The organism is Rhodococcus sp. WS3 (assembly GCF_003797085.1).
Lineage (GTDB): Bacteria > Actinomycetota > Actinomycetes > Mycobacteriales > Mycobacteriaceae > Rhodococcus_F > Rhodococcus_F globerula.
This window is the reverse complement of the sequence record NZ_RKMA01000005.1, coordinates 88,744-106,968: the sequence shown is the minus strand read 5'-3', so window position 1 is coordinate 106,968 and position 18,225 is coordinate 88,744. Positions and strand designations below refer to the sequence as shown.

Genomic DNA, 18,225 nt, shown 5'->3' with positions numbered 1-18,225 from the left:
GGAAACAACATGAAGAAGTCAGCCACCATCACGGTGCTCGGAATCGGGATAGTAGCCCTCACCGGTGCCTGTTCGACAGGGTCGACCAGTAGCACCGGCCAGGACACACCCGACAACAAGAACGTCTCCCTCGTCCTCGGCGTCTCGGGCAGCCCCTTCTACGAAGCCCTTGCCTGCGGCGCACAGGCCAAAGCCGACGAGCTCGGCCTCAACCTCGACGTCTCGGCAGGCAACGCATTCGCCGCCGACGCCCAGGTACCCGTCATCAATGCCGTGACCGCCAAGAATCCGGCAGGTGCAGCCGTCGTACCGACCGACGCACAGGCGCTGCTACCCCAGTTGCGTCAATTGACCAGCACTGGAACCAAACTCATCACCGTCGACCAGACACTCGCCGACACCACCATCGCAGCCAGCCAGGTCGTCACCGACAACCTCGCCGGTGGCGCCATGGCCGCGGACGAGATCAACGAACTCATCGGCGGTCAGGGCAAAGTGCTCGTCATCACCCAGCCTCCGGGCTCCACGGCGCAGGATCAGCGCACCCAGGGCTTCGAAGAGCAGTTGGCGACCTATCCCGGCATCGAATATCTCGGTGCGCAATACCAATCCGATGACCCGCAAAAGGCCGCCCAGATCGTGACAGCCACATTGGCTGCTCACCCCGATCTTGCAGCAGTGTTCTCCACCAACGACCAAGGTGCCATCGGTGCCGTCACCGGATTGCAGCAAGCAGGAGCCGTCGGACGCGTCAAGATGGTCGCCTACGACGCCGCAACCGCCGAAGTCAACGCCCTCAAGAACGGCTCCATTCAAGCTCTCATCGCCCAGAATCCCAAGCAGGAAGGTGAGGTCGCAATGTCCACACTCGCGACCCTCATCGACGGTGGCACAGTCGAACCCACTCAGAACACCGACCTGGTCATCATCACCTCCGACGACCTTGAGAAGGCAGACCAGTACGAATACAAAGCAGACTGCTGACCCAACTGCGAACCCGCCGCGACCGTCCCCCTCGAATTCACCCCGGAGACGGGTGGGCGGCACTGTCACGTTGTTGGATGCGGCAAGCTGGGAGGATGAGACGTGACCAGCTGCCCCGAGAGCGGAAGGTTGAGGTGATAGCCGTCAATCAGTGGGCAATAGAGGTCGCTGTCGCGGTTGTAGCGGACTATGCAGGTCACCATCGAGACTGTCGATATCGCACGAAGGTCAGCCTCAAATCCAGATGCCGATCTAATCCTCGTCAGATGACGCGGATGGAGTATCTTTCCCACCGCATCGGTCACCTCGTCGATATCGCAGCTGTGCAGCATCACCGGCTGAGCGGGAGCATCGCCGCGCCGAGCAGAGAATGAGAACCGACAACGATCTATCTCGCCAGATCCTCGACGGCCCCAGCGCTACCGCTAGGTTCACCAGCGAAATATGCATCCTCGGCGGCGACGTAACTGCCTGCAACGTAGCCTATTTCGAGAACAGTGCGGGAGGAATTGCTGCCATCGCGACGTCCGAGACGGATCGAAGGAACCGCTGTGTCCGTGCACACGCGGAGCAGCACGAGTGGACATTCTTCGCCGGTCCCGACGAAAAGTCTGCCGCCCGAACCTTTCATCTCGCCCCGCTCCGGAAGGAGTGAGGACCGCAAAACCGTGCAGGCCTCGACCCTCAACCATCAGGGAGCAGGGATGCCCGAGCACGAGCAACCCGATCGCGACAAAAGTCTGCCACGGTAGACTGGTCTCACCGGTACTCCCGACGGAACTCGCTGGAAGTCCTTCTAAGGACCCAAGACTGTGAACGATTACGAGCCCAACCCGCGTGACGACCTCGACACGATCGCCACACAACTGGCGGCGGCCGGGTTCGACGACGCGCACGAGATTGGCCGCGGCGGATTCGGCGTCGTGTACCACTGCAGACAAACATCCCTCGATCGGGATGTGGCGATCAAAGTCCTACTCAACAGCCTCAACCCCGAAAACCTCACACGATTCCTACGCGAACAACGAGTAATGGGCCGGCTCTCAGGCCACCCGAATATCGCAAGCATCCTCTCGGCCGGCACCACCAACAGCGGACTGCCGTACATAGCAATGCCCTACCTGGCGACAGATTCTCTGGAACGCTCCATCCACACAAACGGAACCCTCGGTTGGGACAAAGCTCTCGGCCTGGGCGTGCGCATCGCAGGAGCTCTGGAATCAGCTCACCGACGCGGCGTCCTTCATCAGGACCTCAAACCCGCCAACATCCTCCTCACCAACTACGGCGAGCCGCAACTGGCCGATTTCGGGATCGCACTCCTCGCCGGCGCCTTCGACACAGTTACCGGCACCATCGAAGGCTCGCCGGCATTCATCGCTCCCGAACTACTTACCGGCGGACATCCCAGCGCAGCCTCAGACATCTACGGCCTCGGCGCGACCCTGTTCTGCGCGCTGACCGGGCACGCTCCCTTCGAGCTCCTCGACGGCGAGCAGGTCATTGCCCAACTGCTACGCATCACCACACAACCCACACCGAGCCTCCTGGGACGAACCGACATCCCCGACGACGTCGCGGCCGCAATCGACCATGCCATCGCACGTGTCCCGACCGATCGCCCCACCACCGCTGCATCATTCGGTGACCAGCTCCGCACCCTCGAACAACGACACAACCTCCGTATCGACGACATGGTCCTTCTGCCGAGTCCAACACCCTCGTTCAGCACCGACAAACCAACTCAGGGGCCTACTCAGCACTCACCAAACCGAGCCGACCTGGCCGGGGACGAACACCATTCCGGAAAACACCATTCCAAGATCGAGAACCTCGTCAAGACCAGACCCCGAAACGCGAGCGGCAATCTACCGCTGGAATTGACCAGCTTCGTCGGACGACGCCAAGAAATCGTCGCAACGAAAAACAGCCTGTCGGCATCAAGACTGGTCACCCTGACAGGAATGGGTGGCGTCGGAAAAACACGTCTCGCACTCCACCTCGCCAATGACAAACAACGCACATTCACCAACGGTGTCTGGCTGGTCGAACTCGGCGAAATCCACGACGCGATGCTCGTCGCCGGCGCCGTAACCACCAGCCTCGGGATACTCAATCAAACAGCCAACCCACCACTGTCCCTCATCGCCGACTACCTCCACGACAAAGACCTGCTCCTCGTGCTCGACAACTGTGAACATCTCCTCGACGTAGTAGCCGCACTCGCCGAAGCACTGCTCCGCACCTGCCCGAAACTGAAAATCCTCGCCACCAGCCGCGAACAACTCGGCATCGCAGGAGAATCGATCGTACGAGTGCCCCCCATGGACATCCCCGATACGAACGAATCCGATTCCTCTCGCCGGCTGACGCGATGCGAATCCGTCACACTCTTCACCGAACGCGCCGCTGCCGCAGTCCCCGGCTTCGAACTCGACGACGACAACCAGAAAGCCGTCGCGCAGATCTGCCGACTCCTCGACGGCCTCCCCATCGCGATCGAACTAGCGGTAGGCCGACTCCGGTCGATGTCCGCCCAACAAATCCTCGACCGACTCGACAACCGATACCTTCTCCTGACCCGCGGCAGTCGCATCGCACCGACACGACAACAGACACTGCAACTGAGCGTCGACTGGAGCTACGATCTGTGCACCACCGAAGAACAGCAGACCTGGACCCGCACAACAGTATTCGCCGGCAGCTTCGAACTCGACGCAGCAGAAGCGATCTGCCAGACAACCAACTCATCCGCCGACTTCATCGACACGCTAGCGCAACTGGTCGACAAGTCCATCCTGATCCGCGAGCAATCCGGTCCCGTGGTCAGATACCGGATGCTCGACACCCTCCGCGACTACGGCCGAGCGAAACTACACGCCCGCGGCGAAGACACCGCACCGCGCCGCCACCACCGGAACTGGTACCAGCACCTCGCCGAACAAGCCGCCGCACAATGGATCAGCCCACAACAACAGACCTGGATCACCCGACTCGTGCGCGAACGACCAAACCTGGACGAAGCACTACGCTTCTGCCTGACCGAACCAGGAGAAGCCGCCACAGGCCTCCGCATCGCCGCCGCACTGTTCCCGCTCTGGTCCTGCCGAGGACTACTCAGCGAAGGCCGACTGTGGTTCGACCGACTGCTCGCCAGCGATCAACCTCCACTGACCGTGGACCGAGCGAAGGCGCTGTGTTTCAACAGCATACTGGCCGCTCTACAAGGAGACGTTACGGTTGCCAACACTCTCATAACCGACGGCCTGGAAGCCGCCGCACTCCTCGAAAACGACTCGTTGTCCACACTGTCAGCACATGCAGCAGGCTCCATCGCGCTCTACAGCGGCGATTATAAGACCGCGATCGACAAATCAAACAGCGCTCTCCGCACCGCCGCTGAACTGGGATACCGATTCTGCCAAGTAGGCGCCTTGGCGGTGCTGGGCGTGGCCAATGTGATGCTCGGCAACGTGACACAGGCAGCCATCTGTCACGAGGAAATGCTCGACGTCACCGTCGATCATTGCGAACTAGTCTACCGAGGTAGATCTTCGATGTACGGCGGCTGGGCGAGATGGAAGCAAGGCAAGTCCGAAGAGGCGAAAGCGATGCTCGGGCAAGGCCTTCGAGTGTCCAGCCAAATCGAGGATCCTGTAGGTATTTCCCGTTGCCTGACGACCTTGGCCTGGATCGAAGCCGATCACGACAATACTAAACGAGCCGCCGTGCTACTGGGCGCCACGTCCAGCCTGTCCACGCAGATCGGGGGCCCGTCCGTTGCATTCCTCGAGAAACTCACCGACCACCAAGAATGCGTCCGCAAAACTCGCAAAACCCTCGGCGAAAACGGATTCCGCACGCAGTTCCAATTCGGCAACAACCTGAGTCTTCGCGAGGCCGTTGCCTACGCACTCGGAAAACCACACGAAGCGCCACAGGGCCAACCACCTCACACCACATTGACCCGCCGCGAGCGACAGATCGCCGAACTGGTGGCAGAAGGACTGACCAACCGGGCCATCGCCGAACGACTCGTCATCTCACAACGGACAGTACAAGGACACGTCGAACACATACTGACCAAACTCGACTTCACGTCCCGAACACAAATCGCGGTGTGGGTAAAGAAATAGCCTCAACCTTCGGTGTTTCGGCTCGCCCTCCTTACCCATTCTCGATCACCCCTTGCGGACAATCCCGTCTCCGAGCGGAACGTCGAGCAAGATCGAGAGTTGCCTCCACAACCTCCATGGTGCAGGCCATGCCAACTGCAGCGGCAAGCGTGCCGACACTCACCGTCACGTCGGACGTTGTCTCGTCAATACTGGCGCGTGCGCCGAACATGCAGGGGTGCGTGACTCGAAGTGCACGGCGATGCGATCTCCCACACCGTCCGCGAGGCTGTAGGAGGTGACGGAGACGGGGTGTGTATCTGCCAGATCTGCACTGTCCGTCAACTTGATGTTCGATTCCGGAGTTGGCACCAATCTCAGTGACGGATACGCTGCTGCCGTCTCCCGAATCAAGGTTGTCGGCGTGATGTGCTGAGACCCCGCGGGGTGGTTCCCGCTTGAATCATTGGCCGAACATCCGGTCGCGGTCAGTAAAAGTAGAAGTCCCATTGCTGTAGTACGCATTACCGCATTTAGGGAAATAGCTGACTATTGTTTGGACCATGAGTTCTTGAATATGCAAGTACGAGTATAGATTCGCCAAAGCAGCCCGGCGCACTGATGGTTCGGTGGCGCGGGTGGTCGTCATGTTCGAGCCGACGCCGTTCTAAGACGATCTCTCTCCTGGGAGCCCGTGAATTCGATTGTCAGAGGTGAGCGGGATCTCGGGTTCACAAACTGCAGCACTCGAACGCGACCCACGGGTTCATGGTAGGACCCCGTTTGGTGAGCCACTCGGTATCAGAGAATAAACTCGTGTGAATACAGCTGGCAGCGTACTCATTTGGAGTTTGGTACTCCAGCGATGAATGACGGTGCCGGTTGTTGTAGTCCTCCTTCCAATCCTCGATGACCACGCGAGCCTCGAGGAGGCTGTGGAATTCGTTCATGTTCAAGCATTCGTCACGGACACGGTTGTTGAACGATTCGATGTACCCATTCTTCTACGGCTGCCCGGGTGGAACGTAGCCGATACCGACTTGATCCTCGCAGAACGTCCTCAGTGCCTCGGAGATGAACTCGGGCCCATTGTCGCACCGGAGCACCTGCGGTGGTCCGCCCCAGAGTGCGAACGCGTTCTCCAACGCTGCGACGAGGTCCTCCGCCAGGATGGACCGCTCGACCATGTTGAGCACCGACTGGCGGGTGTGTTCGTCGACCATCGACGCAATCTTGAACTTCCTCCCGTCCGTGGTCGAATCGAACTGAAAATCGATCGCCCACGCCACCTTCGGTGCGTCCGCCTCGGTGATCGGAGTAGTCGAAGCGCCAGCCCGTTTCCGGACTTTGCGGACCTTCACCCGCAGCCCTTCCTCACGCCAAAGCCGTTGCACTTTCTTCTTGTTGATTACCCAACCGGCGGCACGCAGATCGGCCCAAGCCCGCCGGAACCCCTTACGTGCATTGGCTTTGGCCCAGTCTCGCAACCACTTCCGCAGATCCGCGTCCGGATCGTCCCGGGTGTTCTTCGTAAGCTGGTTGCGTTGGGTCGATCGCGGTTGCCCGACGACCTTGCAGGCGAAACGCTGTGAGAGCCCCATCGTTTCTTGGAGCATCGTCACGGCGTTTCGTTTGGCGGTCGGGCTCAGAATTTCCCTTCGCGATCTCCTTGAGTGCAGCCTTTTCGAGCTCGGCCTCAGCGAGGAGCTTCTTGAGCTGGGCGTTTTCGTTCTTGAGTTCCTTGAACTCTTTCGCGTCGTCGGCTTTCATTCCGCCGTACTGTTTGCGCCAGTTGTAGAGCGTCGGGACCGAGACGTCGGGTTGTCGGGCGATTTCCTCGACGTCGGCGCCTGTGGCGGCGAGTTCGTCGCCTTGGCGCAGTTTTCGGATGATCTGTTCGGGCGTATGCCTTTTACGTCCAGCCATGAGTTGTAGCCTTTCATGCCCTTGATCAGGGCGGAAGGATTCTCATAACCTACGGGTCACTTAATGGGGGTCATGCCATTTAGATTGGCGTTCTCTGTGTTTCGCAGGCCACGTGTCACGTGTCCCACTTGTACTTCAACGCCCACGCCAGTCCGCCACTCTGTGAGCGGCATGAAGCACGATGCTCTAAATACAGATCTGTCTCACATGCACTCTGACGCGATTGTTCACTTCAGACGGTTGCACCCTTTTAGAACTTGCTCAAACAACAACGGGCGCCCCACCTTACGGTGGGGCGCCGTGTCACACATCTGAGCCCTGCGTTGTATGACACGCGAGTTTATAACTACCGGATAATACTGAAAAGTGCCGCGTCGATAGTCGGACTCGCCAGGAACCATGATCGAAGAGGCTGTATCAGCCTACAAACCTTCATCACAATTGTCGTTCGACAGATCTCAATCATAGCCTCCCAAATCATGCTGTCGTTCAGAAGTTTCGATCCTTACGGCGGCGTACTGCGAGGGTATGAGCGACGATCTGCTTGTCCCTGGCCATTCTGAACTGTTCCGCTCCGGAGTCGGTCCAACTGTAGAAACCGCCTCCCGTCTTCATTCCCAGGCGACCTTTGGCGAGAAGCTCGCCTAAAAGGGTGTCACGGGGTGAGCTAACGGTGCTGAGATCCGCCCAGACTTCACTTGCCGCGGTTCCGGTCATGAGATCAATTCCCGCCAAGTCGGCGTGCTCGAAAGAACCCATCGCGGGCAGACGCACGGCATATCCCTCCTTAAGTACACGATCACATGCCTCGGGTGTCGCGAGCCCGGCGCCGACGAGGGCAGCGAATTCACGCAGAATCGCATGTTGGATGCGAGCCCACAGGAACCCTGGAATATCTGGTGCGATGACGGGTGCAGCGTTGATCCCGTCGAGAATACCTACGATCTTTTCGGTACTCGCGTCCATAGTTTTTGCCCCGGGCACAACTTCGACCAACCGCATCAGGTGAGCAGGTTGGGCGAAGTGCGCGACGACGAACCGGCCAGGTAGTCGGAGACACTCTTGGATCGAGGTCGGACTGATCGCCGACGTGGTACTCGCGAGGAGGACATCATCGGAGACATTCGCTTCTGCGGCGGACAGGACCTGCTGCTTGCTCTCCAGATCTTCGGTGATCGCTTCGACTACGAGGTCAGCACCTGCTACTGCATCCGCGAGATCGCTTGTGAACCCGACGCGTTCAGTCGTGGACTGTGCATCTGCTGTCGACAACCCGACCTCGGCCAGGAACAGACATATTTTGTCGATGCGTTCGCGAGCGTCGTCAAGTTGCTCCGCTCGTCGGCCCCACAGCCGTACAGGGCAACCCGCCTGTGCGAAGGCCACGGCGATCTGAGCTCCCATGGTGCCAGCGCCCAGGACTGTTACCCGAATCATGCAGCGACCCAATACCAGCGGCCATCTCGCTTCTCGATCGATGAGGCGCGCTCAAGTTCCGCGAGGTGGCCGTCGATGGTGATCAGCGCCCGCCACTCACGGACCTTGCCGAATGCGTCGCATACTTCGTCACGGACATCAGCCAACGTCACCCCGGATGAGGCCTTCTTGATGGATCCAACTACCGAATCGTGGATCTGGTCAACGCGCTCGCGGCACTCGTTTGCCCACTCAATAGCCTCCTGTTTTCCACAAGGAGCGCCGTGCCCGGAGTACACCAGTTTCACATCGCGCTCGCTGAGGAAGTGCGCAAGCTTCTCGCACGTGGTCCGCATGATTGTCGGGTCTTCATACAGGTACAACACTGGATTATCTTGTGGCAAAAGAACATCGCCGAACATGAACACACCGCTTTCGGCTTCCCAGAATCCGATCTCACCGAGTGAGTGTCCGTGTAACTCGACGATTTCGAGCGTGATGTTCCCAACGTCGACCTTTGCGCCCTCCGTCAGGAAGAAATCCACCGGTGCGGCTTCATCTCCCATCCAAGAAAGGTATTCCTCGGTCAGGTCGAAAAGCGGTGCGGCGTCGGGGAATCGCTGGACCATCATTCGAGCGTTGAGATCATTGTCGGCAATCCAGTCGGCACGACCCGGGTGTGCTCCCACTCGACATCCGGTCTCCTTCACCAGGCGTGCGTTGTTACCGACATGGTCCATGTGCTCATGGGTGTTGAGAAGGTACTTCACATCCGACGGCTGCAAACCCAATCGATCGATCGCTTCGGTCAGTCGGTCATAGCCCCACACCACTCCACTGTCGAGAAAAGCCGCTGTGTTGCCGTCTCGGACAATGTAAGCATTGACGACGGCTTTTCCTTCATGGTCGCCACTTAGGCCAACGCTGACCTGGGTGAACGGTCCAAATGTATCTGTTGCGACAGTAGTCGCACTGTTCTCCGTCATGGTTCTCCTTGTGTTGTGGGGGTCACGCGCCCGAAAAGTGGGCGTCACGTTTTTCGATGAATGCTTGGATGCCTTCGGTGGCGTCGTCGGTGGCGAAAAGCCCGCTGAGCGCTCTTTGCTCCAAGGTCAATCCGGCAGCCAGTGAACAATCTGTTCCGTCAGCTACGACACGCTTGATCTCGGCTACCGCAATAGGGGCATTCCGCGCCAGGAGCGCTGCTAGTTGGCCGCTGCGCTCGATCAGGATTTCAGCCGGGACGCTGTCAAGCGCCGCGCCGTACCCGACCGCCTCAGCGGCGGTCATCGATCGCCCTGTCATGATCAACTCTTTCGCCCGCGCCTGTCCGACGAGACGAGCTAGCCGCTGCGTTCCGCCGCCGCCTGGCAACAGTCCAAGTTTGACTTCGGGTAGACCAAGTTTCGCGGTCTCAGAGACGATCATGAAGTCACAGCTCAGCGCTAGTTCCAAGCCGCCCCCAAGCGCGTATCCGTTTACCGCGGCGATGGTCGGATGTGATATTTCAGCTATGGAATCGAACATTCGGCGAGATTTCCGTTGATAAGCGTCGAATCCTGATTGGGAAACCCCATCGTATTCGCTGATATCTGCGCCGGCGACGAATGCTCGACCTGTGCCGGTGATTATGCACGCCCGAAGGGTCCGATCGAAAGAAACGGCTCTCGCCCAGTCGATCAGCGAGTCCACCATCGACGAACTCAGCGCGTTGAGACGTTCAGGTCGGTCGATGCGCAGGGTCTGGACGGAATCCGAACTCTGTACGACGAGATTTGGATGAATTCTATCTTCGTGCACTGTGAACTCCGTTTGTCGCAGTGGATTCCGCGGTGGCGTGCGCTTCGTGACAACGCTCGAGTCGATCGAAAATTACGTACGGGCTGGTACCTGTCCGAAGGGCAAAGGCCAACAAGTTTCCCGCGTCTTCCTGGAAGCCTGGCCACCACAGCGAATGGGGTCTGACGACGGCCGCTTCGTGTGCTTGCTTTGTCGCTGTGAGCATTCCGCCGACGCGTTCGTCGCACTGTGCGTCTTCCCATGCACTTCGCATGGCCGGCTGTCCACCGTTCAGGCCGACGATCGCGCTTTGGACACCGGGCGAGCAAAACCAGCTCGCGAAGTTCGCCGCGGCCTCGGGGGCAACTGCTTGTGAGGAAACCGCTAGTCCAGCGCCGCCAAGCAAGCTTCCTACGGGACTTACAGGGACATGGAATTGCAGCGGATTGAGCGCAGCGGGACTGGCGTACTGCGAGTAGCTGTAGGTCAGTGGGATGTATCCGATTTCGTCTCCGCCTGCCATGCGATCGAGAAGGGCTGGAGGATTGGAGTCCCAGCTTCCTTGCCACACAATGTCTGTCAGATGTCCGAGCATCGAGAGTGCAACCAACATTGCCTCCCTGTTCGCATCGGAGGTCAGGGCGTCGCCGTCGTCGCTGAAATTGGCACCGAGTCCAGCGGCGATGCTCAGTAGCGACGAAATTGCGTCGGTAGGGTAAAGCGGAAGGGCGACAAATCCAGGTCGCCTCTCTGCGAGATTGAGTACCTGCCCCCATGACCTGGGCAGCTGCTCGTCCAAAGCTTCGAACTGATCCGGTCGGCTTGCTGCCACCTGGCATGCCGTGTCTGCTGGAAGCGCCCATATATGGCTGTCCAGGGAGTAGCAGTCCCAGGACGCGCCGAGCGCGTCGTTCCGAATCTGGTCGATCACCGTCGTGTCGACGAGATCTTCCAATGGCGCGATCGCCCCAGCATGTGCTGCGGTGGCCAGATGCGGATGGTCGATGACCATCAGGTCACAGTTAGACGAGAGTTCTTCCAGCGGTTGGTCATTGAATTCCGACAGCGGCCTGGCGGATACGGTGACGACAGAGTGCGGATCTGCTTCGTTCCATACCCGAGCGGCTTCCCTCAGAGGATCCACGCAACGGGGGTGATCCCACCCCAGAATTCTAATACTTGTCACACCAACTCCTTCTATGTGATGTAAACCACGGTAGAGAATCGATTCTCTAAATGCAAGTGTCGGAATGCAAATGCCAACGGAGTTTTGCGGGATGATGGTGCAATGCAGCGCACACCGACACTCCGGGACGTCGCGACCCTTGCCGGCGTCGCACCATCTGTCGTCTCCCGTCTCCTCAACGGCGACCCCACCCTCAAGATCCGAGACGAAACGCGATCCAGGATCCTTTCCGCTCGTGAAGATTTGGGGTACACCCCGAATGCCGCGGCGCAATCCTTGAGGTCCCCCAGGGGGCACGCCGTCGCCGTGATCGCCCATGGCATCGTCAGTCCCGTATACGCCGGGATCATTCGCGGTTGCCAGATCGCAGCTTCACGCCGTGGACATGGACTCTTCGTGGGCGAGGCCGAGGAGATCAACGCTGCTCCGGAACGATTGTTAGGACTCCTTCGTGGCGATCTCATCGACGGACTGATTCTGCAAGGACTGGGCACGAAGGCCGATCAATCACTCCGGGAATCGGTTGTGGGCAAAACCCCCCTCGTCGTACTACAAGACGAACCGGCAGAGGGTTATGCCACCGTCTGCCTTCCCGACCGCCAAGCGGGTCGCCTGGCGACATCGCACCTTGCCGACCTGGGGCATCGAAATATTGCCTGCATCACGACCGCCCGCGGCACTCGACATGCGCGCGACCGCAGCGCCGGATGGCGACAGGAGATGCACACGCGCGGGCTCGAGGCACCCAATGGGCGCCTGGGATGGGCCGGATCGTCCCCCGCGGATGGATACGCAGCCTTCTCACGACTACTGAAGAAAGGCGAACGCCCCACTGCCGTTGTCGTGTCGAATGCCATGGCCGCCGTCGGCGTGATGGCCGCCGCCCAGGATGCCGGCATCGTTATTCCTCGCGATCTGTCCATAGTCGCGATTCACGATCTCGAACTGGCAGACTTCCTTCGACCTGCGCTGACGACAGTGAGAATGCCCTTGGAGGCGCTGGGGCAGCGCGCTGTCGAGCTGGTTCTCGGCGGGGATGTCGGTGGTGAGGTGATCATCAACTCACCGGCCCCGGAGCTCGTAATTCGGGGATCCACAGGCCCTGCCCTCGACCTGTAAACACAGGCCCTGCCCTCGACCAGTCAATCCGCGCTGTCCAGGCAGCGTCCGCGGCTTGAACTATTTCCACATCCTAACGTCTTGTAGGAGAATCGTTTCTCTGATAGTTTCCCTGTCGTGGTGATGCACCCCACACAATCTGATGACTATGTCAGCGGTCATGCTTCACGTCTGGACAGAGGACTACATGCAGATCATTCGTTTTCTACCTCCGGAAGGCGGAAACCCGTCGGTCGGCATCGTATGCGACGAGGGCATACGAACACTCCTGCACGTCTCGTCGGTCGCCAAACTGCTGCGCATGCGCAGCGATGACATACGCCGAGCATGCGAACACTCCACCGAGTCAAGCCTGAAGTTGAAGGAGGTGCAGCTACTGCCCCCCGTCGACGAAATGACCGAAGTATGGGCGGCCGGCGTCACGTACCGCCGGTCTCAAGAGGCTCGAATGACCGAAAGCGTTTCAGCGGCTTCTGTTTACGACCGGATTTACGGCGCTCCGAGACCTGAACTCTTCTTCAAATCAGCGGCCTGGCGAGTTGTCGGCCACCTCGAACCGATCTCGGTGCGGGCTGATTCCGAGATCAATGTCCCAGAACCTGAACTCGCTGTGGTCATCAACCGATATCAAGAAATCGTCGGCTTCACGATCTGCAACGACGTCAGTTCTCGCACGATCGAAGGAGAAAACCCACTCTACCTTCCTCAAGCGAAGATGTATCTGGGCGGATGCGCCGTCGGTCCTGGAATCACCCCAGCCTGGACGATCGAGGACCCACACAGGCTGTCCATCGAAGCTACGGTCATCCGCAACGGCGAAACTGTGTGGAGTGGGACCGCATCGACCGAGGAATTACACCGTACCGTAACGGATTTGGTCGACTGGCTACATCGAGCAGAAGCCTTTCCACACGGCGTCGTCCTGTCGACCGGAACATGTTTGGTGCCTGATTTGCCGTTCTCGATCGGCTCGGGCGATCAAGTCGAGATCAGTATCGAAGGCCTGGGAACTCTCGCCAATCCTGTCGTGAGCGGAATCGGTCCCATGCGATGGCTCACCGAGTCCTTCACAGACCCCACGCAGCGACTATCCCGCACGAACGGAGTGCTTCGTTGACAATCAACTCGATCGATCCGCGCACGGGCCTGACCTTGACACACGACATCGAACCGACCGACCAGGGGCAGCTCGATCGAGTTGTCGAGCAGGCCCGGTCAGCGGGGTCTTCTCTGGCCGATCTCAAACCTTCGGAACGTGCACAACTCATGCGATCCATCGCAGATGAGCTCGACGCAGATCCTGAGGTCGTCGCCGCCGCCGACCTGGAAACAGCACTAGGGGTTCCCCGGCTCACGGGCGAGCTGGCTCGCACCAGCTTCCAGTTCCGCTTCTTTGCGGACGTACTCGACGATGGCGCATACCTGGGGGCTGTCATCGACCGTCAAGTTCCAGGCCCTCCTCCCGTCGGGCATCCGGACCTACGCCGCATGCTCTCCCCGTTAGGGCCTGTTGCAGTCTTCGGGCCCAGCAACTTCCCGCTCGCCTTCGGTGTGGTGGGCGGGGACACCGCGTCAGCGCTTGCCGCGGGGTGCCCTGTCATCACAAAGGCGCATTCCTCGCATCCACGCACCTCGCAAATTGCTACAAATGCGATCGCGCGTGCAGTGAAAGCACTAGGTGCACCGGACGGTACGCATGCCACCGTGTACGGCCGCGACGCAGGAACCGCACTTGTTACCGATCCTAGGATTAAGGCCGTAGGATTCACCGGATCTCTATCGGGCGGACGCAGGCTGTTCGATCTCGCATCGAACCGACCGGAACCGATCCCATTCTTCGGTGAACTCGGAAGCCTCAATCCCGTTGTCGTCACTCGCGCAGCCGCCAGCCAGCGTGCGGACGACATCGCGGCCGGTTACGCGGCCTCGATCACGGGAAGTGGTGGTCAGTTCTGCACGAAGCCAGGACTTCTCTTGCTTCCGTCCGGGCCTGCCGGTGATCAGCTTCTGAAAGCTGTAAAACACGCCGTCGAACGCATCTCAGGTAGTTGGTTGCTGAACTCGGCCACTTTGCGGGACTTCCAGGAATACGTCGCTGAGCTGAGTACGTCCGACGAAGTCGATGTCCTGACGATGCAGAGTTCAGTGCAAGAACCTGGGCTGTGGGCAAACCCCACGGTCTTCGTCGCACCTCTGAATGCAGCTGACAACAATCCTAGCCTGTTGGCCGAGTGCTTCGGCCCTTCTTCCGTCATCTTGAGGTACGACAACGACATTGCCCTGCTCTCCTTCCTGGGCTCACAGGCAGGATCTCTGACTGCCACCCTTCACATGGACGAAGCCGTCGACGAAGTCGTCGGCACCAGGATCCTCGCGGCGATGCGTCGCTTCGCTGGTCGCGTGTTGGTCGGCGGATATCCCACAGGCGTCGCGGTGACATATTCGATGACACACGGCGGTCCTTACCCTGCATCCACCGCTGCAGCTCACACCTCAGTTGGTGCGACCGCGATACGTAGATTCTTGCGCCCCATAACCTTTCAGTCGGTCCCCGATGCGCTGCTGCCTGCCGAACTACGCGACGGCAACCCGCTACGAATCCCTCGCCGTGACTCTGCCGGCGACCAAAAAATGACATCAGCAAAGGAAACACTATGAACCAGAACGAAACAGCCCAGCAGCAACGGGGGGCACTCTCGAATATTCGGGTACTGGACTTCACACAGATGATGCTGGGCCCGTACGCAACTCAAACACTTGCTGATTTTGGCGCCGACGTGATCAAAGTGGAACGGCCAGGCGAAGGTGAATGGGAGCGAGGGCTCGAGTTCATGGGAGAACTCGTCGGTCAGGACTCAGCGGCTTTTCTCGCGATGAACCGCAACAAACGATCGTTGACCGTAGATCTCAAGGACCCGGCAGTGATCGATGCGCTGCTCGAGATCGGTGAATCATGTGATGTCGTGGTGGAGAATTTCCGACCCGGCGTGATGGAGCGACTAGGCCTCGGATACGAGCGCTTCCGCGCACGCAATCCGAAGATTGTCTACGCCTCAGGTAGTGGTTGGGGTCAAGATACCGAGTGGGCGCGGCAGAATCGTCCCGGTCAGGATCTGTTGATTCAGGCAGCATCCGGGCTCGCGTACAACACCGGCAAAGCTGACGATGCACCAACACCGCTAGGCAGCTCCCTCTGCGACGCGACGACTGCGCAATCGCTGACAATCGGAATTCTGACAGCTCTCATCGCCCGCGAGCACCTCGGTATCGGGCAACGCGTCGAGGTTGATCTCTTCTCAACGGCGATGGCAATGCAGTGCCAAGAGATCTCCGCGATGGTCAACCTTTCCAACGGAAAGCAAACTTCCAGATCGTCTGCGGGTGTCGGTGGCCCCTGGCTCGACGCCCCGTTCGGGATTTACGAAACCACCGACGGGTACGTGGCGATCGCGATGGCATCGCTCGAGACCATCGGAGAGCTCCTTTCCTTGCCAGAACTCGCGGGGTTGGATCCGTGGGAAGAACGCGACCAAGCCAAGAAGATCATGGACGTAGCGATGTTGACCCGAACCAGTGCAGCATGGCTCGAACTGTTGCTACCAGCCGGAATTTGGGCTGCACCCGTGCGCACCAATATGGAGGCCGTGCAGGAAATGCGCGACGCTGATTCGAACATGATCGTCACCGTTGAGCACCCCACGGCAGGTCCCGTCGAACTGATCGGTTGCCCCATCACTCTGTCGGAAACCGGATGGAGCCAACGCCTTCGTCCCCCACTCGTCGGCGAGCACAGCTACGAGGTTCTCACCGAGTTCCTCGGCTCCGAACGAGCTGCCCTTCTGCTCGAAAGCTAGTAGGTCGACCCTCATCCACCCCTAACCGGAAGATCGTCTCCCGCTTAGACTCAAACACACACCCGGAGTCAACAATGGCCGTCCCAACGATGGACCTCACAAAAGAAGATGGCAGCATGCTCACCAGCAGGCAAAAGGGGCTGATCGCCCTCGCCGTCGGTGGCAACATGCTGGAGTTCCTCGACTACTACCTGATCGGTTTCATTCTCAACCTCATCATCGGCCCCTGGCACCTCAGCTTCGGGGCCAGCGCGCTGATCCTTCTGTCGTCCGGGCTGGGCGCCATCGTGGGAGCATTCGCGTGGGGCGCACTTGCCGACAAGATTGGCCGACGACCCTGCTTCATCGGCACAATCGTCACGTTCTCCGTAGCTACAGGCCTGATGATCTTCATCCCCTTCGGCGCATGGCACGTTCTTGCCTTACTACGTTTCGTCGTCGGATTCGGAGTCGGCGGACTAGCAATCGTCGACGTCCCCTACATCCAGGAATTCGTTCCCTCCCGCGTTCGCGGACGTATCGGAGGGCTCGTCGTGGCCTTCATCCCGATCGGGCTACTGCTGGGCAGCTTGACCGCATCGCTGCTCGGAGACAGCGTGGGATGGCACGGGCTGGTTCTTGTAGGTCTTCTCCCCGCACTGTTGCTACTGCCGTTCCGATCCAAAGTTCCAGAGTCTCCCCGCTGGCTGCAGTCCAAGGGACGCATCGCGGACGCGAAGAAATCCATTGCATGGGCAGTAAATTGCGACCCTGCAGATGTCGTTCTGCCCGAGGTGGATTCCAATGCGGTCAAGCCTCGCTGGCGAGACATGTTCAAGAATCGCCGTAGCGTCGTCGTGAGCTGGTTCATGAGCCTTGGTACACAGACCGCAGAATACGGTGTAATCCTCTGGGGTCCTGCGCTTCTGACCATGATTCTCGGTGTGACCGCCGAAAAGGCCGCATTCATGTTCATCTTCGTCAGCCTGACCGGGTTTGCGGCCCGACTGATCGGATCCTGGCTGGCAGACAAAGTCGGCCGTAGGCTCCCGGGAATGGTCGCCTGTTCCGCTGGCGCCGCCGGACTCGTCGTCACAGCATTGCTCAAGGACCATTATCTCGGACCTGTCCCAGTGTTCTATCTCGGAATCATCGTCACGTTCTTCTTCCTCGACGGCGTCTTCGCGCTGACGACGAACTACTTCGGCGAAATGTTCCCGACATCGATGCGAACAAGCGGAACGGGGGCAGCATACGGATTCGGCAGCATCGGAAAGATACTCGGCCCGGGATGTCTGGTACTGATCTCCGGAGCGGGAACAGTCGTGACACCCAAAGCAACGGCAGAGGCAACACTGCCTGCCTTCGTGTTCATGGCCGCGTTCTCTCTTCTTGCCGCAGTGATGTTCTACTTCGGCCGCGAGACACGAGACAAGACAATCGAACAGATCGACGCCGAATTCGCCAACTGACACAGATGCCCTACGCGCTGCAGTGGCCATCTTGAAGGTAAGCAGGTTCTTTGGCCAGACAAGGCTCTCGCCTAGAAGACAATGAGATGCCGGTTTGCCCTCTGAGGTCAATGACCGACTATACACCAGTGCGGCTACATCGAAATCTCACCCAACGGAGCCAAAAAACGGGTTTTCGACATGTGGCTTTTGGGTAACTTCCGACGCGGCAACGAGTGTGCCTAATCGTCCATAGCTCCCATATGGGAAGCGCGGCCAGGATGGTTTTAGTCGCCTAACCCTCAGTTGCAAAGCGTCGAGGTAGTTACGGCGCAAAGCTGGAGGTGGCTGGCCGGCCGATTTACAGGCGAAAACCCCTCTGATCGAGTGCGATTCGTTCGAGGAGGTTAAAGGGG

Annotated in this window: 13 protein-coding genes and 1 pseudogene; 9 read left to right on the top strand and 5 right to left on the bottom strand. The window is 59.3% G+C overall.

What is annotated here, in order from left to right:
• Nucleotides 1-9: 9 nt before the first annotated feature.
• From EEB13_RS30035 to EEB13_RS31715, 4 genes are all read left to right on the top strand, one after another.
• Nucleotides 10-984, top strand: a complete 975-nt coding sequence (locus EEB13_RS30035) for an ABC transporter substrate-binding protein (RefSeq protein WP_045063469.1) — start codon at nt 10-12, stop codon at nt 982-984.
• A 370-nt stretch (nt 985-1,354) separates the two neighbouring features.
• Entirely contained in the window at nt 1,355-1,639 is a 285-nt protein-coding gene (locus EEB13_RS30030) for a hypothetical protein (RefSeq protein WP_052683279.1), read from the top strand.
• Between the two features lie 157 nt (nt 1,640-1,796).
• Entirely contained in the window at nt 1,797-5,120 is a 3,324-nt protein-coding gene (locus tag EEB13_RS30025) for a protein kinase domain-containing protein (RefSeq protein ID WP_141486947.1), read from the top strand.
• Nucleotides 5,121-5,397: 277 nt separating this feature from the next.
• Nucleotides 5,398-5,535: a hypothetical protein gene (locus tag EEB13_RS31715; RefSeq protein ID WP_162487707.1), complete on the top strand. Its 138-nt coding sequence runs from the start codon at nt 5,398-5,400 to the stop codon at nt 5,533-5,535.
• 295 nt (nt 5,536-5,830) lie between these two features.
• On the opposite strand, the pseudogene EEB13_RS30020 reads toward EEB13_RS31715, so the two are convergent.
• From EEB13_RS30020 to EEB13_RS30000, 5 genes and pseudogenes are all read right to left on the bottom strand, one after another.
• Nucleotides 5,831-7,025: pseudogene (locus tag EEB13_RS30020) on the bottom strand (IS3 family transposase).
• A gap of 489 nt (nt 7,026-7,514) precedes the next feature.
• Nucleotides 7,515-8,462: a 3-hydroxyacyl-CoA dehydrogenase family protein gene (locus EEB13_RS30015; protein WP_045063478.1), complete on the bottom strand. Its 948-nt coding sequence runs from the start codon at nt 8,460-8,462 to the stop codon at nt 7,515-7,517.
• Nucleotides 8,459-9,427, bottom strand: a complete 969-nt coding sequence (locus tag EEB13_RS30010) for an MBL fold metallo-hydrolase (RefSeq protein WP_045063479.1) — start codon at nt 9,425-9,427, stop codon at nt 8,459-8,461. The genes EEB13_RS30015 and EEB13_RS30010 overlap by 4 nt, the downstream gene beginning before the upstream one ends.
• A 22-nt stretch (nt 9,428-9,449) precedes the next feature.
• Nucleotides 9,450-10,241 (bottom strand): enoyl-CoA hydratase/isomerase family protein, encoded by a 792-nt coding sequence (locus EEB13_RS30005; protein WP_045063480.1) that lies wholly within the window; start codon nt 10,239-10,241, stop codon nt 9,450-9,452.
• On the bottom strand, nt 10,228-11,406 hold the full coding sequence (locus EEB13_RS30000; RefSeq protein WP_141486946.1) for an extracellular solute-binding protein: 1,179 nt from the start codon (nt 11,404-11,406) through the stop codon (nt 10,228-10,230). The genes EEB13_RS30005 and EEB13_RS30000 overlap by 14 nt, the downstream gene beginning before the upstream one ends.
• A 102-nt stretch (nt 11,407-11,508) precedes the next feature.
• Between EEB13_RS30000 and EEB13_RS29995 the strand changes: the two genes are divergently transcribed.
• The 5 genes from EEB13_RS29995 to EEB13_RS29975 all read left to right on the top strand — a co-directional run bounded on the left by EEB13_RS29995 (nt 11,509) and on the right by EEB13_RS29975 (nt 17,830).
• Nucleotides 11,509-12,525 (top strand): LacI family DNA-binding transcriptional regulator, encoded by a 1,017-nt coding sequence (locus tag EEB13_RS29995; RefSeq protein WP_045063482.1) that lies wholly within the window; start codon nt 11,509-11,511, stop codon nt 12,523-12,525.
• Between the two features lie 148 nt (nt 12,526-12,673).
• On the top strand, nt 12,674-13,642 hold the full coding sequence (locus tag EEB13_RS29990) for a fumarylacetoacetate hydrolase family protein (RefSeq protein WP_222839828.1): 969 nt from the start codon (nt 12,674-12,676) through the stop codon (nt 13,640-13,642).
• The gene (locus EEB13_RS29985; protein ID WP_222839827.1) at nt 13,639-15,183 is read left to right on the top strand and encodes an aldehyde dehydrogenase (NADP(+)); all 1,545 of its coding nucleotides are present in this window, start codon (nt 13,639-13,641) and stop codon (nt 15,181-15,183) included. Before EEB13_RS29990 ends, EEB13_RS29985 begins: the two co-directional genes overlap by 4 nt.
• Entirely contained in the window at nt 15,180-16,379 is a 1,200-nt protein-coding gene (locus EEB13_RS29980; RefSeq protein WP_045063484.1) for a CaiB/BaiF CoA transferase family protein, read from the top strand. Before EEB13_RS29985 ends, EEB13_RS29980 begins: the two co-directional genes overlap by 4 nt.
• Nucleotides 16,380-16,453: 74 nt before the next feature.
• A complete protein-coding gene (locus tag EEB13_RS29975) occupies nt 16,454-17,830 on the top strand; it encodes an MFS transporter (RefSeq protein WP_052683280.1) in 1,377 nt (458 codons plus the stop codon).
• Nucleotides 17,831-18,225 lie beyond the last annotated feature (395 nt).